The organism is Chitinophagales bacterium (genome assembly GCA_020635995.1).
Taxonomy (GTDB): Bacteria; Bacteroidota; Bacteroidia; order Chitinophagales; family UBA8649; genus JAFMKE01.
The window spans coordinates 225,106-247,907 of the sequence record JACJYS010000003.1 but is presented as its reverse complement, the minus strand read 5'-3'; the positions used below and the strand labels follow the sequence as shown (position 1 = coordinate 247,907).

21 protein-coding genes and 1 pseudogene are annotated in these 22,802 nt (G+C 32.8%); 15 read left to right on the top strand and 7 right to left on the bottom strand.

Translation table 11 applies throughout. The features are described 5' to 3' along the window. The first annotated feature begins 95 nt into the window (after positions 1 to 95). The 12 genes and pseudogenes from rplU to H6578_06860 all read left to right on the top strand — a co-directional run bounded on the left by rplU (position 96) and on the right by H6578_06860 (position 13,168). Positions 96 to 401: a 50S ribosomal protein L21 gene (rplU, locus tag H6578_06915; protein MCB9226875.1), complete on the top strand. Its 306-nt coding sequence runs from the start codon at positions 96 to 98 to the stop codon at positions 399 to 401. A gap of 21 nt (positions 402 to 422) precedes the next feature. Continuing rightward, entirely contained in the window at positions 423 to 1,031 is a 609-nt protein-coding gene (gene rpmA, locus H6578_06910) for a 50S ribosomal protein L27 (protein MCB9226874.1), read from the top strand. A 125-nt stretch (positions 1,032 to 1,156) separates the two neighbouring features. Beyond that, positions 1,157 to 1,576, top strand: a complete 420-nt coding sequence (gene ruvX, locus H6578_06905) for a Holliday junction resolvase RuvX (GenBank protein ID MCB9226873.1) — start codon at positions 1,157 to 1,159, stop codon at positions 1,574 to 1,576. After that, a complete protein-coding gene (locus tag H6578_06900; GenBank protein ID MCB9226872.1) occupies positions 1,573 to 2,127 on the top strand; it encodes a peptide deformylase in 555 nt (184 codons plus the stop codon). Before ruvX ends, H6578_06900 begins: the two co-directional genes overlap by 4 nt. A gap of 76 nt (positions 2,128 to 2,203) precedes the next feature. Continuing rightward, positions 2,204 to 2,626 (top strand): hypothetical protein, encoded by a 423-nt coding sequence (locus tag H6578_06895; GenBank protein ID MCB9226871.1) that lies wholly within the window; start codon positions 2,204 to 2,206, stop codon positions 2,624 to 2,626. A gap of 132 nt (positions 2,627 to 2,758) precedes the next feature. Further along, positions 2,759 to 6,496 (top strand): efflux RND transporter permease subunit, encoded by a 3,738-nt coding sequence (locus H6578_06890; protein ID MCB9226870.1) that lies wholly within the window; start codon positions 2,759 to 2,761, stop codon positions 6,494 to 6,496. Further along, positions 6,486 to 7,724, top strand: coding sequence for a TolC family protein (locus tag H6578_06885; protein MCB9226869.1), 1,239 nt, complete (start codon positions 6,486 to 6,488; stop codon positions 7,722 to 7,724). The genes H6578_06890 and H6578_06885 overlap by 11 nt, the downstream gene beginning before the upstream one ends. A gap of 11 nt (positions 7,725 to 7,735) precedes the next feature. Then, the gene (locus H6578_06880; protein MCB9226868.1) at positions 7,736 to 9,460 is read left to right on the top strand and encodes an efflux RND transporter periplasmic adaptor subunit; all 1,725 of its coding nucleotides are present in this window, start codon (positions 7,736 to 7,738) and stop codon (positions 9,458 to 9,460) included. Between the two features lie 166 nt (positions 9,461 to 9,626). Next, positions 9,627 to 9,719: pseudogene (locus H6578_06875) on the top strand (ATPase P). A 459-nt stretch (positions 9,720 to 10,178) separates the two neighbouring features. Then, a complete protein-coding gene (locus tag H6578_06870; GenBank protein ID MCB9226867.1) occupies positions 10,179 to 11,021 on the top strand; it encodes a DNA adenine methylase in 843 nt (280 codons plus the stop codon). After that, a complete protein-coding gene (locus H6578_06865; protein MCB9226866.1) occupies positions 11,014 to 12,300 on the top strand; it encodes a transcriptional regulator in 1,287 nt (428 codons plus the stop codon). Before H6578_06870 ends, H6578_06865 begins: the two co-directional genes overlap by 8 nt. Before the next feature lie 4 nt (positions 12,301 to 12,304). Then, a complete protein-coding gene (locus H6578_06860; GenBank protein ID MCB9226865.1) occupies positions 12,305 to 13,168 on the top strand; it encodes a hypothetical protein in 864 nt (287 codons plus the stop codon). Between the two features lie 111 nt (positions 13,169 to 13,279). Here the strand turns inward: H6578_06860 and pdxA are convergent, their stop codons facing one another. Together pdxA and H6578_06850 are read right to left on the bottom strand one after the other, a co-directional pair. Beyond that, a complete protein-coding gene (gene pdxA, locus H6578_06855; protein ID MCB9226864.1) occupies positions 13,280 to 14,344 on the bottom strand; it encodes a 4-hydroxythreonine-4-phosphate dehydrogenase PdxA in 1,065 nt (354 codons plus the stop codon). Further along, positions 14,334 to 15,746, bottom strand: a complete 1,413-nt coding sequence (locus H6578_06850) for a leucyl aminopeptidase family protein (protein ID MCB9226863.1) — start codon at positions 15,744 to 15,746, stop codon at positions 14,334 to 14,336. Before H6578_06850 ends, pdxA begins: the two co-directional genes overlap by 11 nt. 56 nt (positions 15,747 to 15,802) lie before the next feature. Between H6578_06850 and rsmA the strand changes: the two genes are divergently transcribed. Further along, on the top strand, positions 15,803 to 16,567 hold the full coding sequence (gene rsmA, locus H6578_06845) for a ribosomal RNA small subunit methyltransferase A (protein MCB9226862.1): 765 nt from the start codon (positions 15,803 to 15,805) through the stop codon (positions 16,565 to 16,567). Positions 16,568 to 16,630: 63 nt separating this feature from the next. Here rsmA and H6578_06840 read toward each other — a convergent pair whose 3' ends face one another. The 3 genes from H6578_06840 to H6578_06830 form a co-directional block, all read right to left on the bottom strand. Next, a complete protein-coding gene (locus tag H6578_06840; GenBank protein ID MCB9226861.1) occupies positions 16,631 to 17,254 on the bottom strand; it encodes a nucleotidyl transferase AbiEii/AbiGii toxin family protein in 624 nt (207 codons plus the stop codon). Continuing rightward, the gene (locus H6578_06835) at positions 17,209 to 17,493 is read right to left on the bottom strand and encodes a hypothetical protein (GenBank protein ID MCB9226860.1); all 285 of its coding nucleotides are present in this window, start codon (positions 17,491 to 17,493) and stop codon (positions 17,209 to 17,211) included. The genes H6578_06840 and H6578_06835 overlap by 46 nt, the downstream gene beginning before the upstream one ends. A gap of 344 nt (positions 17,494 to 17,837) precedes the next feature. After that, the gene (locus H6578_06830) at positions 17,838 to 18,437 is read right to left on the bottom strand and encodes a DUF1287 domain-containing protein (GenBank protein ID MCB9226859.1); all 600 of its coding nucleotides are present in this window, start codon (positions 18,435 to 18,437) and stop codon (positions 17,838 to 17,840) included. 336 nt (positions 18,438 to 18,773) lie between these two features. Here H6578_06830 and H6578_06825 point away from each other — a divergent pair, with 336 nt between their 5' ends. Continuing rightward, the gene (locus tag H6578_06825; protein ID MCB9226858.1) at positions 18,774 to 20,012 is read left to right on the top strand and encodes a DUF2130 domain-containing protein; all 1,239 of its coding nucleotides are present in this window, start codon (positions 18,774 to 18,776) and stop codon (positions 20,010 to 20,012) included. Then, positions 20,012 to 21,181: a hypothetical protein gene (locus tag H6578_06820; GenBank protein MCB9226857.1), complete on the top strand. Its 1,170-nt coding sequence runs from the start codon at positions 20,012 to 20,014 to the stop codon at positions 21,179 to 21,181. Before H6578_06825 ends, H6578_06820 begins: the two co-directional genes overlap by 1 nt. On the opposite strand, the gene H6578_06815 is transcribed toward H6578_06820, so the two are convergent. Beyond that, positions 21,178 to 22,173: an amidase gene (locus H6578_06815; GenBank protein ID MCB9226856.1), complete on the bottom strand. Its 996-nt coding sequence runs from the start codon at positions 22,171 to 22,173 to the stop codon at positions 21,178 to 21,180. The genes H6578_06820 and H6578_06815 overlap by 4 nt on opposite strands. A gap of 92 nt (positions 22,174 to 22,265) precedes the next feature. Continuing rightward, the gene (smpB, locus tag H6578_06810; protein ID MCB9226855.1) at positions 22,266 to 22,721 is read right to left on the bottom strand and encodes an SsrA-binding protein SmpB; all 456 of its coding nucleotides are present in this window, start codon (positions 22,719 to 22,721) and stop codon (positions 22,266 to 22,268) included. Positions 22,722 to 22,802 lie beyond the last annotated feature (81 nt).

Below are 22,802 nucleotides of genomic sequence, written 5' to 3'. Positions count from 1 at the left end.
TGAATGCTATTTTTTTGAACAGATTTAATAATTTGAAAAATAATTTTCATTTTTAATAGAAAACATTTACCTTTGCAAGCCAAAATTAAATTAGAATGTACGCAATAGTAGAAATAGCAGGTCAACAATTTAAAGTAGAAGAAGGAAAAGAAATCTTTGTACATAGATTAGAAGGCAAAGAAGGCGATAAAGTTGATTTTGATCAAGTGCTTTTAAAAGCAGACGGAGATAAAGTAAGTGTAGGCACACCTATTTTAAAATCTAAAGTTTCTGCTAAAATTGTAGAACATCTTAAAGGAGACAAAGTAATTGTTTTCAAAAAGAAAAGAAGAAAAGGATATAGAGTTAAAAATGGTCATAGACAATATTTAACTAAAATATCAATTGATAAAATTTCGTAAGAAATATAAAAAGACAAAACAATGGCTCACAAGAAAGGACAAGGTAGTTCAAGAAACGGACGTGAATCGGAAAGTAAACGATTAGGCGTAAAATTATTTGGTGGTCAAACTGCTATACCGGGCAATATTATAGTACGTCAAAGAGGTACTAAATTTCATCCGGGATTAGGTGTAGGAATAGGTAAAGACCATACAATTTTTGCTAAAGAAGCTGGTATAGTTACATTTACACGTTCTAAAGGAAATAGAAAATATATATCTATATTGCCTGTAGATGAAAATGCAGTAGTAGAAGAAGTAGCTAAAAAAACAAAGAAAGTAGCTCCTAAAAAAGAAGATGCTCCAGTAAAAGCTGAAGCTCCTGCACCAGTGGCAGAAGAAGCAAAAACAGAAGCACCTAAAAAAGCAAAAGCTAAAAAAGAAGCAAAAGGAGATGATTTGAAAAAAGTTAATGGTATAGGTCCGGCTTTTGAAAAAAGATTAAACTCAATGGGTATTTATACTTATGCTGATTTAGCAGGCTTAACTTTAAAGAAAGCCGAAAAACTTGAAGCTGAGCATGGCGATGCTATGACAAGCCCGGAACAATGGGGCGAGTGGATAGAACAAGCTAAAGAATTATTAGGATAATAAATTCCTAACTAAAAAATATATAAAGGCTCTTCACACTGTAAGAGCCTTTTTTATTTGCTGAAAATTATGATTAATTTTGCAATACTTTTTTAGATACAATATTAAATAAACACTAAATAGAGTTGGCAAGAATACTGGCAATAGATTATGGAAAGAAAAGAGTGGGAGTGGCTGTAACAGACCCTTTGCAAATAATATGTACAGGATTGCCTACTGTTGCCAATAAAGATATTTTTTCATTTTTAAAGCAGTATTGCGAAAAAGAAAATGTAGAAGCCTTTGTAGTAGGCGAATCTAAGAATTTAGATAATACAAAATCGCAAGTGGCAGAAGAAATAGAACAATTTGCAGTAAAACTACAAGAAATGTTTCCCAATAAGAAACTGCATTGGATGGATGAGCGTTTTACCTCTAAAATGGCAGTGCAAAGTATGGTATTAAGTGGTATGAAAAAGAAAAAAAGACAACAAAAAGAATTAGTAGATGAAATAAGTGCTACACTTATTTTACAATCGTTTTTACAACTGAAAAATAGAATATGATTTTACCAATAGTAGCTTTTGGCGATCCTATATTAAAAAAAGTAGGGAAAGAAATAGATAAGGATTATCCTAAACTGCAAGAGTTAATAAAAAACATGGAAAAAACCATGGAGCATGCTAACGGAGTAGGTCTTGCCGCACCACAAATAGGCTTAGATATCCGTTTATTTATTATAGACAGCAGACTGATGATGGAAGAGGGAGAAGAACACAAAGGAGTGAAAGAAACCTTTATAAATGCCACTATTTTAGAAGAAACAGGAAAAGAATGGGAGTTTGAAGAAGGTTGCTTAAGTATTCCCGATATTAGAGAAAATGTGTCAAGAAAAAGCAATATCAAAATAAAGTATTTTGATAAAGATTTTAAAGAACACATTAAAGAGTTTGACGGCTTAACAGCCCGAGTAATTCAGCATGAATACGACCACATAGAGGGCATTTTATTTACCGACCACTTAAAACCTTTAAAGCGTAAAATGCTTAAGAAAAAGCTGAGAAATATAAGTGAAGGGAAAATTAAAATTGGTTATAGAATGAAATTTCCGGGATAAATTAAGCTGTTTAATTTACGTTAAAAAAAAGTGTGGTTTGTAGTATTTTTAAAATTATTTGCTACATTTGTTGCTAATGAAAACAAGTTTTTTTCATAGAATTACAAGTTTTTTAATGCTTTTCTTGTTGATGTTGTCTTCAACAGGCTTCTCTATGGATGTACATTATTGTAAAAACAAAGTGAAGAATGTTAGCTTTTTTAGTAAAGCTAAAACGTGTAATGAAAAGCAAAATAAGTGTACGCAAAATAATGCCGAAAACATAGTAAAAAGTAAGTGTTGCCATAGTGAATCTTTATTGATTAATAATTCGGATTTAAACGAGCCTGCGAATACTACAGTTACTCCGCAAAATGTACAATTAAGTTTTATATACGCCTTTGTTACAAATTTTATTGTAGCTAACACACAAGAAGTAAATTATCCTTTATACAAACAGTATAGCCCTCCATTGAATGATAAAGATGTTCAGACACTTTATCAAACATTCCTTATTTGATTCAATTAACAATTAGCAGTATCTCAATTATCCGTTCAATTTATATATAGATAATTGTTCAACTGTTTAAGCAAGTAATCGGACAACTTTTTATTGCAAATTGTCCATTCCTAATTGTTAATTGATAAAAATATGTTAAATAAAATAATCAAATTTTTTATAGACAATAAACTTGTTGCTTGGCTATTATTGTTGCTTTTTATTGGCTGGGGAATTGTTGTGGCTCCTTTTGATTTAGGTGTCAATAGCTTGCCACGAGATCCCGTAGCCGTAGATGCCATTCCCGATATTGGCGAAAACCAACAAATTGTTTTCACTAAGTGGACGGGGCGGTCGCCACAAGATGTGGAAGACCAAATTACTTATCCGTTAACTTCTTCATTGTTGGGTATTCCGGGGGTAAAAAGCATTCGTAGCAATTCCATGTTTGGCTTTTCCAGTATCTACATTATTTTTGATGAAGATGTAGCATTTTATTGGAGTAGAAGTCGCATTTTAGAGAAACTAAATTCACTTCCTGCCAATCTTTTACCGGATGGTGTACAACCCACATTAGGCCCCGATGCTACGGCATTGGGTCAAATTTTTTGGTACACACTTGAGGGGCGAGATGAAAATGGAAACCCCACCGGTGGCTGGGATTTGCAGGAGCTGCGTTCTATACAAGATTTTTATGTTCGCTTTGGTTTATCTTCTGCTTCGGGCGTTTCAGAGGTGGCTTCTATTGGTGGTTTTGTAAAAGAGTATCAGGTAGATGTAATACCCGATAAGATGCGGGGCTATGGCATTACCCTTAGCCAAGTGATGAAAGCCGTAAAGGAAAGTAATTTAGATATTGGAGCTCAAACTTTGGAAATAAACCTTGCCGAGTATTTTGTTAGAGGTTTAGGCTATGTAAAATCTATTGAAGATATTGAAAATGCGGTGGTAAAATCTGTAGATAATGTACCTATTCGTATTAAAGATATAGCCGTAGTAAATGTGGGACCGGCTACACGCAGAGGTGTTTTGGATAAATCCGGGGCAGAAGCTGTGGGGGGCGTAGTGGTGGCTCGTTATGGTGCCAATCCTTTGGAGGTAATTAATAATGTAAAAAGCAAAATAAACGAAATAGCTCCCGGTTTGCCTTCTAAAACATTAAAAGACGGAACGGTTTCGCAAGTTACTATTGTACCCTATTACGATCGTACCGATTTAATTAACGAAACATTGGGCACTTTGCAAGAAGCATTGGGATTGGAAATACTTATTACAATTATTGTAGTTATTTTAATGCTGTTTAATTTAAGATCTTCTTTGTTGGTGGCGGCTTCATTGCCTGTGGCTGTTTTAATGTGTTTTATTGCCATGAAATATTTTGGCGTTGATGCCAATATAGTGGCTCTTTCCGGTATAGCTATAGCTGTGGGTACTATGGTTGATATGGGCATTGTGCTTACAGAAAGTATGGTTACACATATTAAGGAAGCTCCACCCAAACAAGCCATATCTATCACTATTTATAATGCTACTACAGAAGTTGCTTCGGCAGTACTTACCGCAGTGGCTACTACCGTAGTTGGTTTCTTGCCTGTTTTTACTATGGTGGCATCAGAAGGCAAACTATTTAGACCTTTGGCTTTTACCAAAACTTTTGCATTGATTTCTTCTATTGTGGTTGCCATTACCATTATTCCTCCTTTGGCAACTCAGTTATTTGGATTAAAATCTAAATCAAAATGGATGACTTTAGCTTCAAATTTAGTACTCATTATTTTTGGTATTATTCTGCTTTTTGGCAGCTATAAATTTATAGGTCTTTTAGCACTTGTGGTAGGCATTACCGGGCTAATAAGCTATGGTTTGAAACTATACAAAGGCGGTATTTATCAATCTAAATTTGAGGTGGCAAAAAATATTATTTACGCACTGTTGATTGCTTGGCTTTTGGCTACTATTTGGATGCCGCTGGGTGTAACAAAATCGCTGTTTACAAATTTTATTTTTGTTGTTTTGGTTTCGGGTATTTTAATAGGCAGTTTTTATGTTGTTATTCATTTTTACGAACGCATTTTAAGGTTTTTATTGAAAATAAAAATGATATTTCTTGCTGTGGTAGTATTGCTTATTTTCTTAGGTGTTCAAATTGCTAAAAATACGGGGCAAGAGTTTATGCCTGCTTTAGATGAAGGCTCTTTTCTACTGATGCCTACGGCTATGCCCCATTCGGGTATGCAGATAAACGAAGCCAATCTTAGGGCTTTAGATATGGCGGTTACTGCCATCCCCGAAGTAGAAACGGTAGTAGGTAAAGCTGGAAGGGTAGAAAGCTCATTGGACCCGGCTCCTATGTCTATGTACGAAAATATGATTTTGTATAAATCGGAATACATGACAGATAAAGACGGACACAGAATGCGATTTAAGCAAGATAAAGATGGAAAATATTTACTGGCAAAAGGTGGTGCTATTGAATACAATCAAGCTGTATTGCAAGGGATAAATATAAATGATTTAGTGCCCGATGAAAATGGTTCTTATTTCCGCCAGTGGAGAGATAATATTCATTCGCCCAACGATATTTGGAATGAAATAGTAAAAGCCACAAAACTTCCCGGAATTACTTCTGCACCAAAATTGCAACCCATAGAAACCCGTTTGGTAATGCTGCAAACAGGAATGAGAGCTCCAATGGGAATTAAGGTAAAAGGTTCTGATTTAAAAACGATAGAAGCCTTTGGCTTGGAATTGGAAAAGCATTTAAAAAATGTAGAGGGCGTGAAGGTTTCGGCCGTTTTTGCAGAGCGTATAGTGGGCAAACCCTATATGCTGTTTGATGTGAATAGGGAAAAAATAAGTCGTTATGGACTTTCTGTTGAAGATGTGCAAAAACAAATGCAAACAATAGTGGGCGGTATGGTTATGACTACTACCGTAGAAGGCAGAGAACGCTACGGTATTCGCTTGCGGTATCCACGAGAATTGAGAGATAACCCCAGTACTTTGGAAAATATTTTGATAGCTACACCCAATGGGACACAAATTCCTTTAAGTGAAATAGTAGATATAGAATACGAACAAGGTCCGCAGGCAATAAAAAGTGAAGATGGTTTTTTGGTAGGCTATGTTTTGTTTGATAAGCAAGAAGGTTTTGCAGAGGTAGATGTGGTGCATAATGCTCAAAATTATTTGCAGGACAAAATAGATAAGGGCGAGTTGGTTTTGCCCACAGGCATTAACTATAAATTTGCAGGAAACTACGAGCAGCAAGTTAGAGCTAATAAACGATTATCAATAGTTATCCCAATAGCATTGGCTTTAATATTTCTCATTTTGTATTTTCAATTTAATTCGGTTACTACATCGCTTATGGTGTTTTCAGGTGTGTTTGTGGCATTTTCCGGTGGGTTTATTATGATATGGTTATATGGGCAGCCTTGGTTTATGAACTTTGATATTTTTGGAACTAATATGAGAGATTTATTTCAGATGAAGACCATTAATCTGAGTGTAGCTGTTTGGGTTGGGTTTTTGGCGTTGTTTGGCATTGCCACAGATGATGGTGTTTTGGTAGCCACTTTTTTGAAAGATAGTTTTAAGGCAAATTCGCCCAATACCATTCAAGGCATACGAGATGCAGTGGTAGAAGGTGGTTTGCGTAGGGTAAAACCTGCTCTTATGACTACTGCAACAACTATATTGGCATTAATTCCTGTTTTGACCTCTACAGGGCGTGGCTCCGATATTATGTTGCCTATGGCTATCCCTTCTTTTGGTGGCATGACCTTGCAAGTAATAACAATGTTTACCGTGCCGGTGCTTTATTCTTTGTGGAAAGAATTGCACCTAAAATTTTCTAATAACACTCAAAAAAATAACAATGAAAATTAAGTTAATATTATCATTATTATGTTTCATGATGCTTTCATTTGTACTAAAAAGTCAAACACTTGATAGTTTATTAATCAAAGCATACAACAATAATCCGGAACTAAAAGCACTACAATTACAGTATGAAGCGGCTTTAAAAAAAGCACCTCAGGTAAAACAACTGCCAGACCCCACGGTAGGTGTGGGCGTTCCGGCTCTACGCCCCGAAACACGATTGGGGGCACAGGTGCTTAGCATTTCTGCCAGTCAGATGTTTCCATGGTTTGGCACATTAAAAGCCAAAGAAGATGTGGTGCTTACTATGGCAAAATCTAAATATGAGCAAGTAGCTGCCGAACGTTTAAATATTGATTATCAAATAAAAACAGCTTATTTTAATCTATACCTTTTACAAAAACAGCAAGATGTTATTTACAAAGATATACGCATATTTGAAACGCTTGAAAAAGTGGCACTGGCTAAAGTAGAAAGTGGCAAATCGCTTGCTTCAGATGTGCTTACGGTAAGGATTAAACTGGAAGAATTAAACAATAAAATACAAATTCTTGAAGAACAAAAGCAGTATTTTACAGCTGCCATTAATGAAGCGGTCAATAATCCTGCAAGTACAATTATTTTGCTTGATACTACTACCGTTTCGTTTGCCGATTTGCATTACGATTTAGAACAATTCAAACAAAATATTCAAGACAATCATCCGCTTATAAATCAGTTAGATTGGAATATTGAAGCATCAAATAAAGAATTGGCTTTAAACGCTAAAGATAGAATGCCGTCTATAGGTTTAGGATTAGATTATAGCATGGTTGCTAAGCGAACCGATGCCAACCCACAGTATAACGGAAGGGATATTCTTATACCTAAAGTAGTGGTGGCAATTCCTCTTTACCAAAAAAAATATACCGCTAAAACCGAAGGAGAAAAACTTAAACAAGAGGCATATAACTTGCAAAAGGAAAGTGTAACAAACAAAATGATTAGCAATATTCAAAGCTATAAATCGGAATATGAAAGTGCTAAGCTAATGTATAATTTAAGTAATAAGCAAATTGAAATTTCTAATAGTGCTTATGATATATTACTGGCAGAATATAGTAGTAGCGGTAAGCGGTTTGATGAATTAATGAAATTGCAAGACAATATAAATAGCTACGAAATAGAAATACTGAAAGCGATAGTGCAATCACATTTATCAAAATTTAAAATAGAACGTTTAACCAATTTTTAAATAGAAAGAAAATGAAGAATACAAAAATATATATAGTTGCTCTTGTAGCAGTAGCCGTTGGTTTATTTTTAGGATGGCTGTTGTTTAAAAATCCAAATGTGGCAGATAATCATATACATACGGAAAATAATACCGAAACAGAAGTATGGACATGCTCTATGCACCCGCAAATTCGCCAAAATGAACCGGGCGTTTGCCCTATATGCGGCATGGATTTAATTCCGGCAAGTCAAGCGGGTAGTGGAAGTGAATATGGATTTCAAATGACAGAAGATGCTGTTAAGTTGGCAAATATTCAAACCACAATAATTGGTGCAACTTCTAATGAGGGCAATTTAAAATTAAACGGAAAAATACAGGCTAATGAAACCCAATCGGCAAGTATTGTTGCTCATATTCCCGGCAGAATTGAAAAGTTATACATCAGCTATACGGGCGAGCAAGTAAATAAAGGGCAAAAAATAGCCACTATATATTCGCCAGAATTAATTACGGCACAAAAGGAATTAATTGAAGCCCAAAAAATTAAAGATGTAAGCCCCGGACTGTTAGAGGCAGCTAAAAACAAATTGAAATTTTGGAAAATAAGTGATAAAACTATTGAAGATATTTTAAATTCGGGCGTTGTTCGTGAAACGTTTATTATTTATGCCGACCATTCGGGAACGGTATCTCAAAAAAGAGTTGCTGTTGGAGATTATATGGCTACGGGAGAAGTGCTCTTTGACCTACAAAACTTAAATAGTCTTTGGGCTATATTTGATGTATATGAAAATGATTTGCCCTATATTAAAGTAGGTAATATTATAGATTTTACAACGCCATCGGCACCCAATAAAAAATTTAAGGCAAAAATCACTTTTATTAATCCTGTTATAGACCCCAATACGCGTGCTGCTACAATTAGAGCCGAAGTAAATAACGCAACAGGAAAATTAAAACCGGAAATGTTTATAGCCGGAGCATTGCAAACTGTAGGTAACAAAAACGAACTTACTGTGCCTAAATCGGCTGTTTTATGGACGGGTACACGCTCTGTAGTTTATGTAAAAAATGCCGAAGCAGAAGTTCCAACTTTTGAATATAGAGAAGTAGCATTAGGCGAAGCCACACAAAATGGATATAATGTAGTTAAGGGATTAGAAGGGGGCGAAGAAGTAGTTACCAATGGAGCATTTGTTATAGATGCTTCGGCACAGCTTAACAATCAAAAAAGCATGATGAATAAAAATGTACAAATTAAAAATGCTGTTACGTCCAATAAACTACCTGATTACACGGCATTAACTCCCATTATATTTAAAGAGCAACTAACGACATTGGTAACCACCTATATAGATTTAAAAGATGCGTTGGTGGCAGATGAATCTAAAAAAGCATCGCAATATGCAAAAGAACTAGTAGAAAAAGCAAATAATATAGATATGACTCAGCTAAAAGGAGCGGCACATGTTTTTTGGATGGGGCATTTAAAAACCATTCAATCTCATGCCGAAAAAATAATTGAATCTACAGATATAGAAGAGCAACGTAAGCAGTTTGATTTTTTATCGCAAGCATTAATAAAATCAATAAAAGTATTTGGTGTATCGGGTGCTGTTTTTTATGTGCAGCATTGCCCTATGGCAAATAATAATTACGGAGCAGATTGGCTAAGTGTGCAAAGCGAAGTTAAAAACCCGTATTTTGGAGATAAGATGATGAAATGTGGTTCTATTACAGACACTATAAATTAAATAAACACATATTTTTAACCATTAAAATTTAAAAAAAATGAAAAAGACAACTTTTAAATTAACGATGATAGCATTAGCCGTAGTGGGCATTATGCTGGTTTCTTGTGGAAACAATACAGGAAATGATGCGTCTAATACAGAGCAAACAGAATCTGTAGAAGAAACTTATGCTTGCCCCATGCACCCCGAAGTAAAAGGGCAAAAAGGCGATACTTGCTCTAAATGTGGAATGGATTTAGAGGCAGTAGCAGAAAAGTAATACCAATTTTGTTAGTCCAAAATAGTTTTAAACTATTTTGGATTTTATATGAAGTCTAAGAAATAATTTCACATTCCATAATGTTCCCCCACCTAAAAAGGAGAGGAAAAAAGTTTACCTGCCGAAGGCAGGGGGTGGTTTTATAAAAGTATGTGAAATTATTTTTTAGATGCAATATAATGGTAAATGCCTATGGAGTGCTATATATAAATAGCACAATAAGGTGTAACCGAAATAGGACTATTATATATTCTTAAGGGGTATTACATTGTGTAGTGTCAATAAAATATGTATTTTTATAATTTTAATTGTATATTTGACTACCGCTACACACAACGTTGTGGGCAATAGCTAAACTAACATACTGCACAAAAATTAAACTGAATACAAAATTTGGACGACTTGATCAAAATTTACTAACTTGCAGACTAAAATATTTAGCAAACAGAAAAATAAAAAATGGCAAAAAGCAACAGGTTAGTAGCACCATTCTTGAAATGGGTTGGAGGCAAAAGACAACTTATGTATTCAATTGTTGAGAATTTGCCAGAAAATATTAAAAATTATAAATATATAGAGCCATTTATTGGTGGAGGTGCAGTATTATTTAATCTACAACCTAAAAATGCAATAATTAATGACTTCAATGAGGAGCTAATTAATGTTTATGAAGTTATTAAAAATAACCTTGACGAACTAATTACTGACCTAAAAAAACATAAAAACGAAGCTGAATATTTTTACTCAATAAGAAGTTTAGACAGAAATGGAGAGTTTAAAAAACTTTCTGCTGTTCAAAGAGCATCAAGAGTTATTTTCTTAAATAAAACTTGCTTTAATGGGCTTTACAGAGTAAACAATGCGGGAGAGTTTAACTCACCTTTTGGAAGATACAAAAACCCAAATATCGTAAATGAGCCAACACTTAAAGCTGTTAATAAATTTCTAAACAATAATAACGTACAAATTAACAGTGGTGATTATTCTGAAATTCTAAAACAAACAGACAAAAAATGTTTTGTGTATTTAGATCCCCCATACCATCCAATTTCTGAAAGTTCAAACTTTACAGGTTATGTGCAAGGTGGTTGGGATATGTATGACCAAATTGACCTTAAAACGGCTTGTGATGAATTACATAAAAAAGGAGTGAAATTTTTACTTTCAAATTCATCAGCAGATTTCATCAAAGACTTATATAAAGATTATAAAATAACCATTGTAAAAGCAAACAGAGCAATTAACTCAAACGGTGCTGACCGAGGAGAAGTTGATGAAGTCTTAATCAGAAACTATGAGTAAATCCAAAAATGACCTTGCGTGGGAAAAGATATTTGAAAAGCACAAAATCCTTGACAAGATTTTGAAAGACGGTCATATTGAGATTGCAGCAACAAAAATTAATGAGTTCCGTGAAGCAAGATTAATGACGAAGTTTGATCACAAATCTCAACTTCCAAAACTTTTTGCTGATAACAAACTTTCAATTCTACCTATTTCAAGAGGTGTTTATGTTATTGGAGAGTTTGAAACGTTTTGCGACTTCAACATTGACGATATAGAAGTTTCACCAATCAAATTTCCTGCATTTTTGGAAAGCCTTGATTATCGTGATATAACAAGTGAAGCAACAGCAATAAACTGTGCTTTTGTTTCTCAAATTCTTCACAATTTTACAGGAGAAGAAAATTTACTACCAACTGTTAGCGGACGAATGAGTTCGTCTTCTTTTTCTTTTGGCATCAATTCTAAGAAAGGACTTTTCAATGTAAATGTGGGAAATTCACAAGTAGAAATTGACGGAGGTTATGAGGGTGACACTTCATTAAATCTTATTGAAGCTAAAAACTATATTTCAGACGACTTTCTTGTTAGACAACTTTACTATCCGTTTAAACTTTGGAGTGGTAAAATTCAAAAACAAGTTCGCCCAATTTTCCTAACATATTCAAACGGAGTTTTTCATTTAAGAGAATATGCGTTTTCAAATGTAGATCATTATAACTCTATCGTTCTTGTCAGACATAGAAAATATGCTGTTCAGGAAGGCAGTTTTAACCTTGAAGCCCTATCGCAAATTATTGACACCACAAGAACTGTAAATGAACCTGAAATTCCATTTCCTCAAGCAGACAGTTTTGAAAGAGTAATCAACCTTTGTGAACTTTTGAAACAAAAAGAATTTATTTCAAAAGAGGATATTACTCAAAACTATGACTTTGATGGAAGGCAAACAGACTATTATTCAAACGCAGGAAAATATTTAGGATTAATTGATACAGGACGAGATCCATTAACGGGACAAACAGGTTGTTTCTTAACAAGAAAAGGAAAGCAAGTTTTCAACTTGAACCTTATTGACAGACAAAAAGAATTTGTAAAACTAATCGTTTCTCACAAAGCATTTAAAGAAACATTGAAACTTTATCTTGGCAATGGAGAAATGCCAGAAAAAGGAATTATTGTTGAAATTATGAAACGATCCAAATTGTATAATGTTAGTTCTGACACAACATATTTCAGAAGAGCTTCAACAATTATTGGGTGGACAAATTGGATAATAAACCAAACTGAGGAATAAAAAGGTGGCTTGTAATAAAAATCATACTGATACTGATTTAATCGTAAAAGACTTACCAATTAGTCAGGGAAGTTTTGAGCGTCATAAATGTGCTTCTTGTGCATATGAAAAAGGGCTAGAAAATGGAAGCAAAAAATTATTAAATTTTGATCTTGAAAACTTTATTACAAATTTAGAGGAAAGTCAAAGAGGAGATCGCAGACACAGAAGTGCCATAGAGGCCTATACTTTAGGTTTTTTTCACGGCTTGAATGGTCAAAATAATCATCTTGCAATCAAAGATAAATTCAAAATCGCATCACAAATGCGAGATTTTGGCTTATCAATGGTTGCTAAAGGAGTTGTTAATGCCACTTTTTCTGAACACGGAGAACCTTATTCTCACGCAATGGGTCTTGTTCAAGTTGCAAATGGTTTTGAAATTTTAATTAAGTCTAAAATTGTAGAAGAGCATCCATTACTTGTATTTACCAAAATACCTAAAGAAGCAAACTTGTTAGATGGAAATATCAAAATGGAAGATTTGATTGAACACGGTCAAACAATTATGTACTCGGAATTACCTGATAGACTATGGGCTACTACTGGCTACAAAATAGAGCCTATTGAATTATACAATAAGTTTGGAAGAATTAGAAACCAAATAATTCATTTTGCAATTCCTGCAATTTCACTTTCTGATTTCACTTTGGAATTTACATTTAAAATTATTGAAAAGGCAATTAATTCTTGGTGGGACACTACAATACTTGAGTATGCACCTGATTATGATGAAGTAGTTTTAGAATATATTTTTGAATGTTTAGATGACTTAGGACTAACAACAAATTATACTGTTGATGAAAATTATAATTTGATAAAAAAATAAAGCCATCGCCTATAAATAAGTTTTCGTTGAGTCCGAAGGACGTACAATAAATCCGCTATAGGCAGAGAACGAAACTGCTTGTATTTGGATATTATATAATATTAAGTGGTTTTACCTCTCTTTTTCTCTTTTAACATTGCTTTTTTGCAGTTTGTTTTGCATAAGTTCTTGATAATCTTTTCTATAATTAAAAGCATCAATAGCTGCAAAAATAGCGTGTCGCATAGATGTTTCGCTGGCTTCGTTTTTACCTGCTAAATCATAAGCCGTGCCGTGGTCGGGCGAAGTGCGTACCAAAGGAATACCTGCCGTAAAATTAACACCTTCATCAAAAGTGAGTGCTTTAAAGGGAGCTAAACCTTGGTCGTGGTACATGGCTAAAACAGCGTCAAAGGCTTTATATTTTCCTGAGCCAAACAAACCATCGGCAGAAAAAGGTCCTACTGCCAGTATCCCTTTTCTATTACTTTGACTTATAGCAGGCTCTATTATGTCTAATTCTTCGCTACCCAATAAACCATTGTCTCCGGCATGTGGATTTAAAGCCAACACCGCTATTTTGGGTTTGTTAATGTTAAAATCTTGAACTAAAGCGTTATTAAGTTCTTCAATTTTTTTAGCTACTAATTCTAAACTTAATTTGCCGGAAACTTCATTAACAGGCAAGTGATTGGTAACTAAACCAACTCTTAACGAATCGGTGTGCAAAATCATCATGCTCTCTTTACTTTCGGTAAACTCCGTAATATATTCAGTATGTCCCGTAAATTTTTTATCAGAAGCTTTAGCTACCAAATTTTTATTTATCGGAGCGGTTACTATTGCATCAATTTTGCCCTCTTTCCAATCTTTTAATGCTGCATCAATAGCATCTAAAGCATATTTGCCACTTTTGTCGTCTGCTTCTCCCGGTTTTATTTCCGGTTCATCTTTTATAATACTAACAATATTGGTTTGTTTTTCATTTAATTGTTTCCAATCTTTTAATGTACTGTACTTAAATTTAGTATTGTCTATAAGCTTTTTATAGTGAGAAAATACCCTTGTAGAGCCATAAACCACAGGAACACAAAAATTATAAATTCTGTCGTCAGATAAAGTTTTTATTATTATTTCAGGACCAATTCCATTAATATCACCTATGGTAATACCAATTACAGGTTTATTATTTAGCATTTTCTAAACTTCTATTTTTTATAAAATTATATAACAAACGAACACCTACACCTGTGCCATTTTTGCCTCTGTAATTATCTTCTGAATGTAGGTAAGCAGGACCCGCTATGTCAAAGTGCATCCACGGATAATCAACAAAATGCTGTAAAAATATACCAGCTGTGGTAGCTCCGGCAGTGGCTCCGCCCAAGTTTTTAATATCAGCTATGTCCGATTTTATTTGACCTTCATATTCTTCCCACAGTGGAAACTCAACCAATCTTTCATATACATTATTGCCACTTTCTTTAAGTTCGTTTTTAATTTTTTCATCAGCATTTCCCATGCAAACTATTCCTTCCTTGCCTATAGCTCTTGCCGCAGCTCCTGTTAGCGTAGCTAAATCAATTACTAACTCGGGTTTATATTTTTTAGCATAATGCAAAGCATCCGCCAATACTAATCTTCCCTCTGCATCGGTATTTAAAACTTCTACAGTTTTGCCACTGTACATAGTTATCACATCTCCCGGAGCTATGGCATCTAAGCCGGGTCTGTTATCTGTGGCAGGTATTAAACCCACTACGTTTATATTTAATTTATTAGAAGCTATGGCACTAATAGCTCCCACTACGGCAGCAGAGCCTCCCATGTCGCTTTTCATAAAATCCATACTGTTGGCAGTAGGTTTTAAACTAAGTCCGCCAGTATCGTAGGTTATTCCTTTGCCTACAAGCACTATCCAGTTTTCGCTATTAGCATTTCCTTTGTATTCTAAAATGTTAAAAGTGGGCTCCTGAATACTTCCTTTATTTACAGCAAGTATTCCACCCATTTTTTCTTTAATTATTCTGTCTTTATTCCAAACAGTATGTTTAAAACCATGTTTTTTACTTAGGTCTTTAATCTCTTTGCTGTATTGTGTGGCATTAAGATAAACTTGCGGTTCATTTATTAAAGTTTTAGCCGTAAAAGTGCTTTCTACTATGTTCAGTAGTTCTTTTAAGTCCGTTTTATTTATGCCTTCGGCAATATTTATGTTTAATACAAAATCATTTTTCTTAGTTTGATATTTATCAAAATAGTAAGAGGAAAGCAGAAATCCTTCAAGAAAAGCAAAATTTGTTTCTTTAGTAGTTTTTTGATAGATATTCCAAGTGCTTAATTTTTCGGCTTTTGCTAATTTAAAAAATTGATAACCTAATTTTCTGGTTTCTTCGGCAGTTTTATTAGCTACTATTAGCACGGTAGCCATATCGCCATCATTAAAATAATGTAGCTTTTTATCTTCGTTATTTTTAATTATTTTCTGTTGATTTTTGTTTAAATGGCTTATTGTTTTTAAAGATTTTGTATCGTCAATTACAAATAAGTTGCAATGAGTTTTTGCATCTACACCGTGTTTTATTATAAATTCTTTCATTAATTATTATGGATTAGTGTGCAAAAATAGCAATATTTGTTTCCAAATAAGAATAATTGGCAAGGCATCAAAATATAAAACTAAACAAAGGGCTTGGACAGCATTTTTTAAAGGACGAAATAGTGCTTCATAAAATTTATGATGCTATAAAAGAATATGCCGTTGATTTACCTATTTTAGAAGTTGGTCCGGGAGGTGGTTCACTTACAAAACTGTTAGAAAATAAAGAGCAGTTTAAGGTAGTAGAGTTTGATAATAGGTGGGCTAATTTGCTTGCAGAAAAGTATCCAAAATTGGAAATTATAAACCAAGATTTTTTGGAATTAGATTTAGAAAGTGTTTTTGAAAACAACTATGCCGTAGTAGGGAATTTTCCGTACAATATTTCAAGTCAAATAGTATTTCATATTATAGACCATAAAGATAAAGTGCCGGTAATGGTAGGTATGTTTCAAAAAGAGGTGGCTAAGCGTATTTGTAGCAATGAAGGGACAAAAGATAATGGAATTTTGAGCATATTAACTCAACTTTATTACGATACAGAATATTTATTTGATGTGCCAAGGGAAGCTTTTAACCCACCACCAAAAGTAGTGAGCGGTGTAATGGCTATGAAACGTAAAACTGACAATTTTGAAGTGGATTTTATTTTATTAAAAAAGGTAGTAAAAATGGCTTTTAATCAAAGAAGAAAAACCTTGAGAAACAGCCTAAAACCTTTAATTAAAAATGATGAAATTAAAGAGTTGGAAATATTAAATTTAAGACCGGAGCAATTGGGTGTGGCAGGGTTTGTAAATTTAGTAAACATCTTGATGTAGTATAAAAAAGTCTTAATTGCATTTAGTTTTTTCAAATATTATCGGGAGATTTTCTCATTTGTTTTACTCAAAATTTCTTACTTGATTGCTTATGAAATTTTTCACATCACTCCATGTGTATTTTTTTATCATCATAGGCTCTTTATTTAATTCTGCATCATTAAAATAAGCTAATGAACGCAAAATGTAATAATAGTCTTTATTGGGATATTTCTTTTTAAAGAAATCTAAAATTTCTTGGAGAGAAAACTCTTGCAAAACTTCATAAATGTCAAAAAAATCTTTTTTTGTACCTCTATTGGCTAAAGCATTCAACTTCATTGCTATTATGTCTTCTTTTGCATAAATTCTAATGTTGTCATTAACATTGTTATTAGTAACTACTAAAGGGTATTGGTGTGCCAATATATCAATTTTTACATTGTTTATGCTTAATAAAATACTATTTGTGTCTTCATTAATAATTGTAATATCATCATTAATAAATGCATTATTTAAAGCTAAAATAACTTCTTCTGTATTAAAATTAGTGTGTGTAAAAAAATCTAAGTCAATAGAAATTCTATGCCCATAATACAGCGATAAAGCCGTTCCTCCTGCTAAATAAAAGTTATTTAGTTTTTCAATGCTCTGTATTCTTTTTAAGAGTTCAAATGTTTTTGGGTAAACGGTTTCTTTGTATAACATCTAAAATCCTCTTTATTTAACTGAAAAATAACACAGCAATAGGCTAAAGTTTTTTTATCTAAATATCTTGTTGTTGTAAGTATTTCCTTTAGTTTTTCCTCTCCATAAAATAGTCTTACAGCCCTTACATCGTCTATTTTACCTTTTAAAAAAACTCTAGGAATAATAAAAGCAGCATCTTCTTCAAAGGAAATTTTTGAAGCATCAACATCCCAAAATAAATAAGTACTTAAATTCATTAATACAAAGATAGCTATATTTTTGCTTGTAGCTAAAAACAGTGATGGCTACAATTAGTTTTACTATGCTTTTAGAAGAATTTATCTTGATAGCATTTTCTGTTTCATTTGGTAGTGGAGTTTCTTTAAATAAAAATATCAAAAAAAAATGCTTACATTTGAGTTGTAGGCTTAATAAAAAAAAATAGAAATCGGCAGGGAAGACGAGTGTGGAGGAATAGATTATTAGATTTGGAGAGGATAGACTTATAAAATTCTGAACTTTCAAAAAACATTATACCATATTTTAATTTAATACACTTAGTAAAATAAGGAGGAAGCCAATATGGGACTATTATATATTTCTAAAAGGTATAATAGCGATAATGTCCTATTATCTTAAAGTTAAAAAGCATATCTTCCAATACTTGACCAGAACCTATATTGTGTACTATTTGGTATCTTTTGCCATCTATGCTTTTGTAGTTAGAAACAATGCCAATATGTGTAATAGCTCCGCCTAAATTCCAACAAACAATATCTCCTGGTTTGTAATCTTTGGCATTTGTGGTAATGGGAAGTTCTGTGCCTTTGCGTTTAAAAAATACCATTAAATTAGGCACTCTACGGTGGTCTATATTGGTATCTGTATTTTTTAACCCCCATATTTTTGGATAAAGACTAAAGTTTTGAGCCATATCTTCATGCACTTCTTTTTGTAAATCAATACCTAATTTTCTATATGTACGTACAACCACATCCGTACACACGCCCAAGCCATTGGGTATATCTCCGTTAGGATAATCAATTACAAAGTAATTGGGATTGTAAACAACATGGTTTTTGGTAAGTTCAAAAGCACAATCTGCCACAGGCGAGTTTCCTGTTTTTTGACTTCTTAAACACGAAGTAGAAAGTAAAAGAAGGAGTAATACGCAGATTTTTATATAATTTTTGAAGTTCATACCATATTCTAACTATTTTATAAGGTATGTTATTGTATATCCGTTGTTATACCATTACCTCATTTTCAAATTACCTCATTTCCAAATTTTCAAATTACCTCATTTCCAAATTTTCAAATTATCTCATTATCTAATAAACTTATAGAGTTCCGAACTTTCAAAAAGTTCGGAACTCTTTTTATTTTGAAGTTCATATTATATTCTAACTATTTTATAAGGTATGTTATTGTATATCCGTTGCTATTCCATTATCCCATTTTCAAATTATCTCATTTCCAAATTTTCAAATTATCTCATTACCTCATTATCTAATTATATTTGTATTTTTGAAAAACTATGAGCGATAAAATAACCTGTCCCAATTGCAATTACAAATTTGATGTAGAAGATGCTTTGTCTAATCAACTTAAAGCTAAATATCAAGCTGATTTTGAGCAACGTATTGAAAACCAAAGTAAACTTTTTAAAGAAAGAGAAGTGCAGCTTGAAGCAGAGCGTAAAGAATTTGAAGAAAAAAAAGAACGTGAAAATGAACTTTTTAAAGAACGTTTAGAAAAGCAAGTTTTAGCCGAAAAAGAAAAAATAACTAAAGAAGCACAGAATAAAGTAGAAGCAGAGCTTAAAGCTTTGAAAGAAGAAAATGAACAACGCAAAACTGAAAATAGAGCTTTAAAAGAAAAGGAAATAGAACTGCTTAAAAAAGAAAATGCCCTAAAAGATGCGGCTGAAGAGCAAAAACTTAAAATGGAAAAAGAGCTATTAGAAAAACAAAAACTGATAGAAGAAAAGGGGAGGGCTAAAGAAAGAGAAGCTAATGCTTTAAAAGAAAAAGAATATCAAAAACAGCTTGAAGACCAAAAAAAGCTGATAGACGAAATGAAACGCAAAGCGGAGCAAGGCTCAATGCAGTTGCAAGGAGAAATTCAAGAATTAGCATTAGAAGAAGTGCTAAATCAAACGTTTCCATTTGATAAAATAGAAGAAGTGCCTAAAGGTGTAAGAGGTGCAGACTGCTTACAAAGAGTTATTAATAATTTGCAGCAAGACTGTGGTACTATAGTTTATGAAAGTAAGCGTACTAAGGCTTTTGCTAATGATTGGATAGACAAATTAAAGCAAGATCAAATTAATAGTAAAGCAGATATAGCGGTAATTGTTACGGAAACTATGCCCAAAAATATGGAGCGTTTTGGCGAAATGAATGGAGTTTGGGTATGTGGGTTTCACGAAGTTAAAAGTTTGGCTTTTATACTGAGGGAGATGCTTATAAAAATGCAAACGGTAAAATCTACAGAAGAAAATAAAGGAAGTAAAATGGAACTGCTATACAGCTATTTTACCAGCACAGAGTTTAAGCAAAATATTAAAAGAATAGTAGAAAATTATGAAGCTATGACTTTGCAATTAGATAGAGAAAAAAGAGCCATGCATAAACTATGGAAAGAAAGAGAAAAACAAATATGGGGCGTACAAGAAAATATAGCATCTTTATTTGGCTCAATAAAAGGCATAGCAGGCAATGAGTTAGATGCCATAGAAATACTTGAGCTACCAGATGCAGATGATGAAGAATAATGAAAAAAGGGTTGTTTGCCATATTTCTGTGTGTAACTTTTAATGTACAAGCACAACTTACATTTTATGTTTATGATAAAACGCAAAATATACCCATAGCCAATATGGCTTGCACTTTGGCAAAAAAAGGATTTTTAGAACAAAGTATTTATGGCGTTTCCAGCTCAAATGAAGGCAAAATAACCATTCCTAAAATGGAGTTTGATAAGTTACATTTCAAACATTTATCTTATGAAAACGAAATTATAGATAAAGATAAAATAGCCGATACCGTTTATTTTCAACTTAAAAATTATGAATTAGAAGGCGTTTATATAACTCAAACCAAAGCTATAGATATAGTTAAAAAAGTAGTAAATAATATAGATAAAAATTATCCTAAAGAAAAATATTATACCTACAGCCATTACACACAGCTACACAAAGAAGATACTACAGCCGTGCGTTATATAGAAGCAATGTTGACTACTGAAAATCAAAATTATTTAAGCACCAATAAATCTTTGCAAAAAACAAAATATCATATTGATAAGCTACGAAAATCTTTAGTTTATGAGCAAAATAACGATAAACATGGCGACCATTTAGATGATTTATTAAGAGGAAATCCTATTCAATATTTAGAAGAAAATTTTTTAAACCCTAAGAAATTGTATTTATATGACTGGGAAATTGAATGGGAAAAAGAAAAAGTTTTAAGCATTGTGTTTCAAAACAAAGCTTGGTTGAATGACAAAAATATTCAAGGTTCTATTATTATAGATAAGCAAGATTATGCTATAGTTTTAGCTGAGATTAATGCTAATGAAAATCCATCTTATAAGAGAGAAAAACCACAAGATTGGACATTTAAAACATCAACTGCCCAATATACTTTTGATAAAGAAAATAACTATAAACTCAGTAATGCTCATATAGATTATACTCATTTGGTAAAAAATCCTGCTTATGGTGCTGAGGGTTGTTTAATAAGAGAATATTTTACTTATAATGTTAAAGATTATCTTAAAGAAGCATCTCAAAATATGTCTTTTTCCGGTATGAGCAATTTGTATAGTTTGCATCAAAAATATGATGAAAATTTTTGGGAAGATTATAAAATTCTTCCCAAAATTAGAAAAGACTTAGAAAGAAAACTGCCTTTAGAAGAGCAGTTTAATATGGATTAAGGTAAATCTGTAATGTAGTTTAAAAAACTTTCAGAAACCCATTGATTTCCAACATCTATTTTAGCCCAGCCATTAGAAGTTTCGTGTACATAAACGTCATAGTTTTTTGGTAAAGATGCAACTTTAGCATAGTTAGTGCCTGGCCCGCTTCTTACATTCAAATTTGTAGCTACATTCACTTTAGCTAATCGTAATTTATCTATATAATTGGCGTAAACCCATTCTTGGTTTGATTGAGAAATTCTATACCAATTGTTTTTTTCTTCATAAACTCTAACTACCGTTCCTTTGCTTAGTTTACCAACTTTTTCAGACCTTGAATTTGCTTGTTTTCTAACATTTAACTCTGTGTTTACATCTACTATTCCATAAAATAACAGCTTGCTTGGCACTACATTAGGGTTGTTAGGAGCACTTAATAAAGGTATAAAATTGGCATTGGCATCAGCCATACTATTCCCTCCAAAAAAGTTAGTGCCGGGGCAAGTTTTATTAGTGGTTGTTGGGCCACCGTTATTCCGCTCTCCGGTTCCTAATCTAAACCAATGATGATATACAATTCTATCTGTATTTAAAGGAATACCAAATCGTTTAGCTAAAGATGATGTTAGTAGTATAATACTTTCTTTTTGTTCGTTGGTCATAACATCTTTTCCAGTATCAAAATCTCCTAAATTTTCTATACAAATAGCACTTCTATTATTTTGAGAAATACAAGCAGGATTTAATTCTAAACTTCTTCCCGTACACACTTTTCCATCGGGAAAAATTGTAAAATGCTGTCCTATATCATCCCAGCCATTGTCAACTACGTGGGTGTGCTTCATGCCTTTTTGAAGGTCAAAATGATTATTTTCCTTAAAATGGTCGTAAGAGGGTATCCAAGTGTGGTGTTCTTGAATAAAGCGTATATCTCTATAAACTTCTAAATTTTTTACCCAGTCAGATATTTCATTTTTTTCTAATAAAGTAAATCCGTATTTTGTTTCCATATTGTTGGTTAATTTTTATAAATGTAAGGTATTTATTTTAACATTTACAAAAAACCAATAAGGAATTAGATGAAATTTAATTAAAATACGTGTTAATACCTATTTTTCAGCCTATTCATTTCCCTTTTGTTGTCTTTTTCTTTTAAACTTTGGCGTTTATCATGCGTTTTTTTGCCTTTGGCTACGGCTATTTCTAATTTAGCTAAACCTCTTTCATTTAAAAAAAGCAACAAAGGAATAACGGTAAGTCCCTTTTCTGTTATCTTCTTTTTTATTTGGCGGAGTTCGCGTTTGTTTAGCAACAGTTTTCGTGGTTGATTAGGAACATGATTATAATGAGTGCCAAAAGTATATTCTGCTATATGCATGTTTACAATATGTAGCTCATCTTTTTTTAGCTGACAAAAAGCTTCATTTATATTAGCCTTTCCATCTCTTATGGCTTTTATTTCGGTACCGGTCAACATTATACCTGCGGTATATTTGTCTAATATCTCAAAATCAAAATAAGCACGTTTGTTTTTAATATTTATAGGTGTCTGTTTCACTTTTGCAAAGGTATGTGTTTTGTTAGTATTTAAGTAGAAAGTATTTATGATATGGTATAAGTATTAGAGTAGGAAGAATTT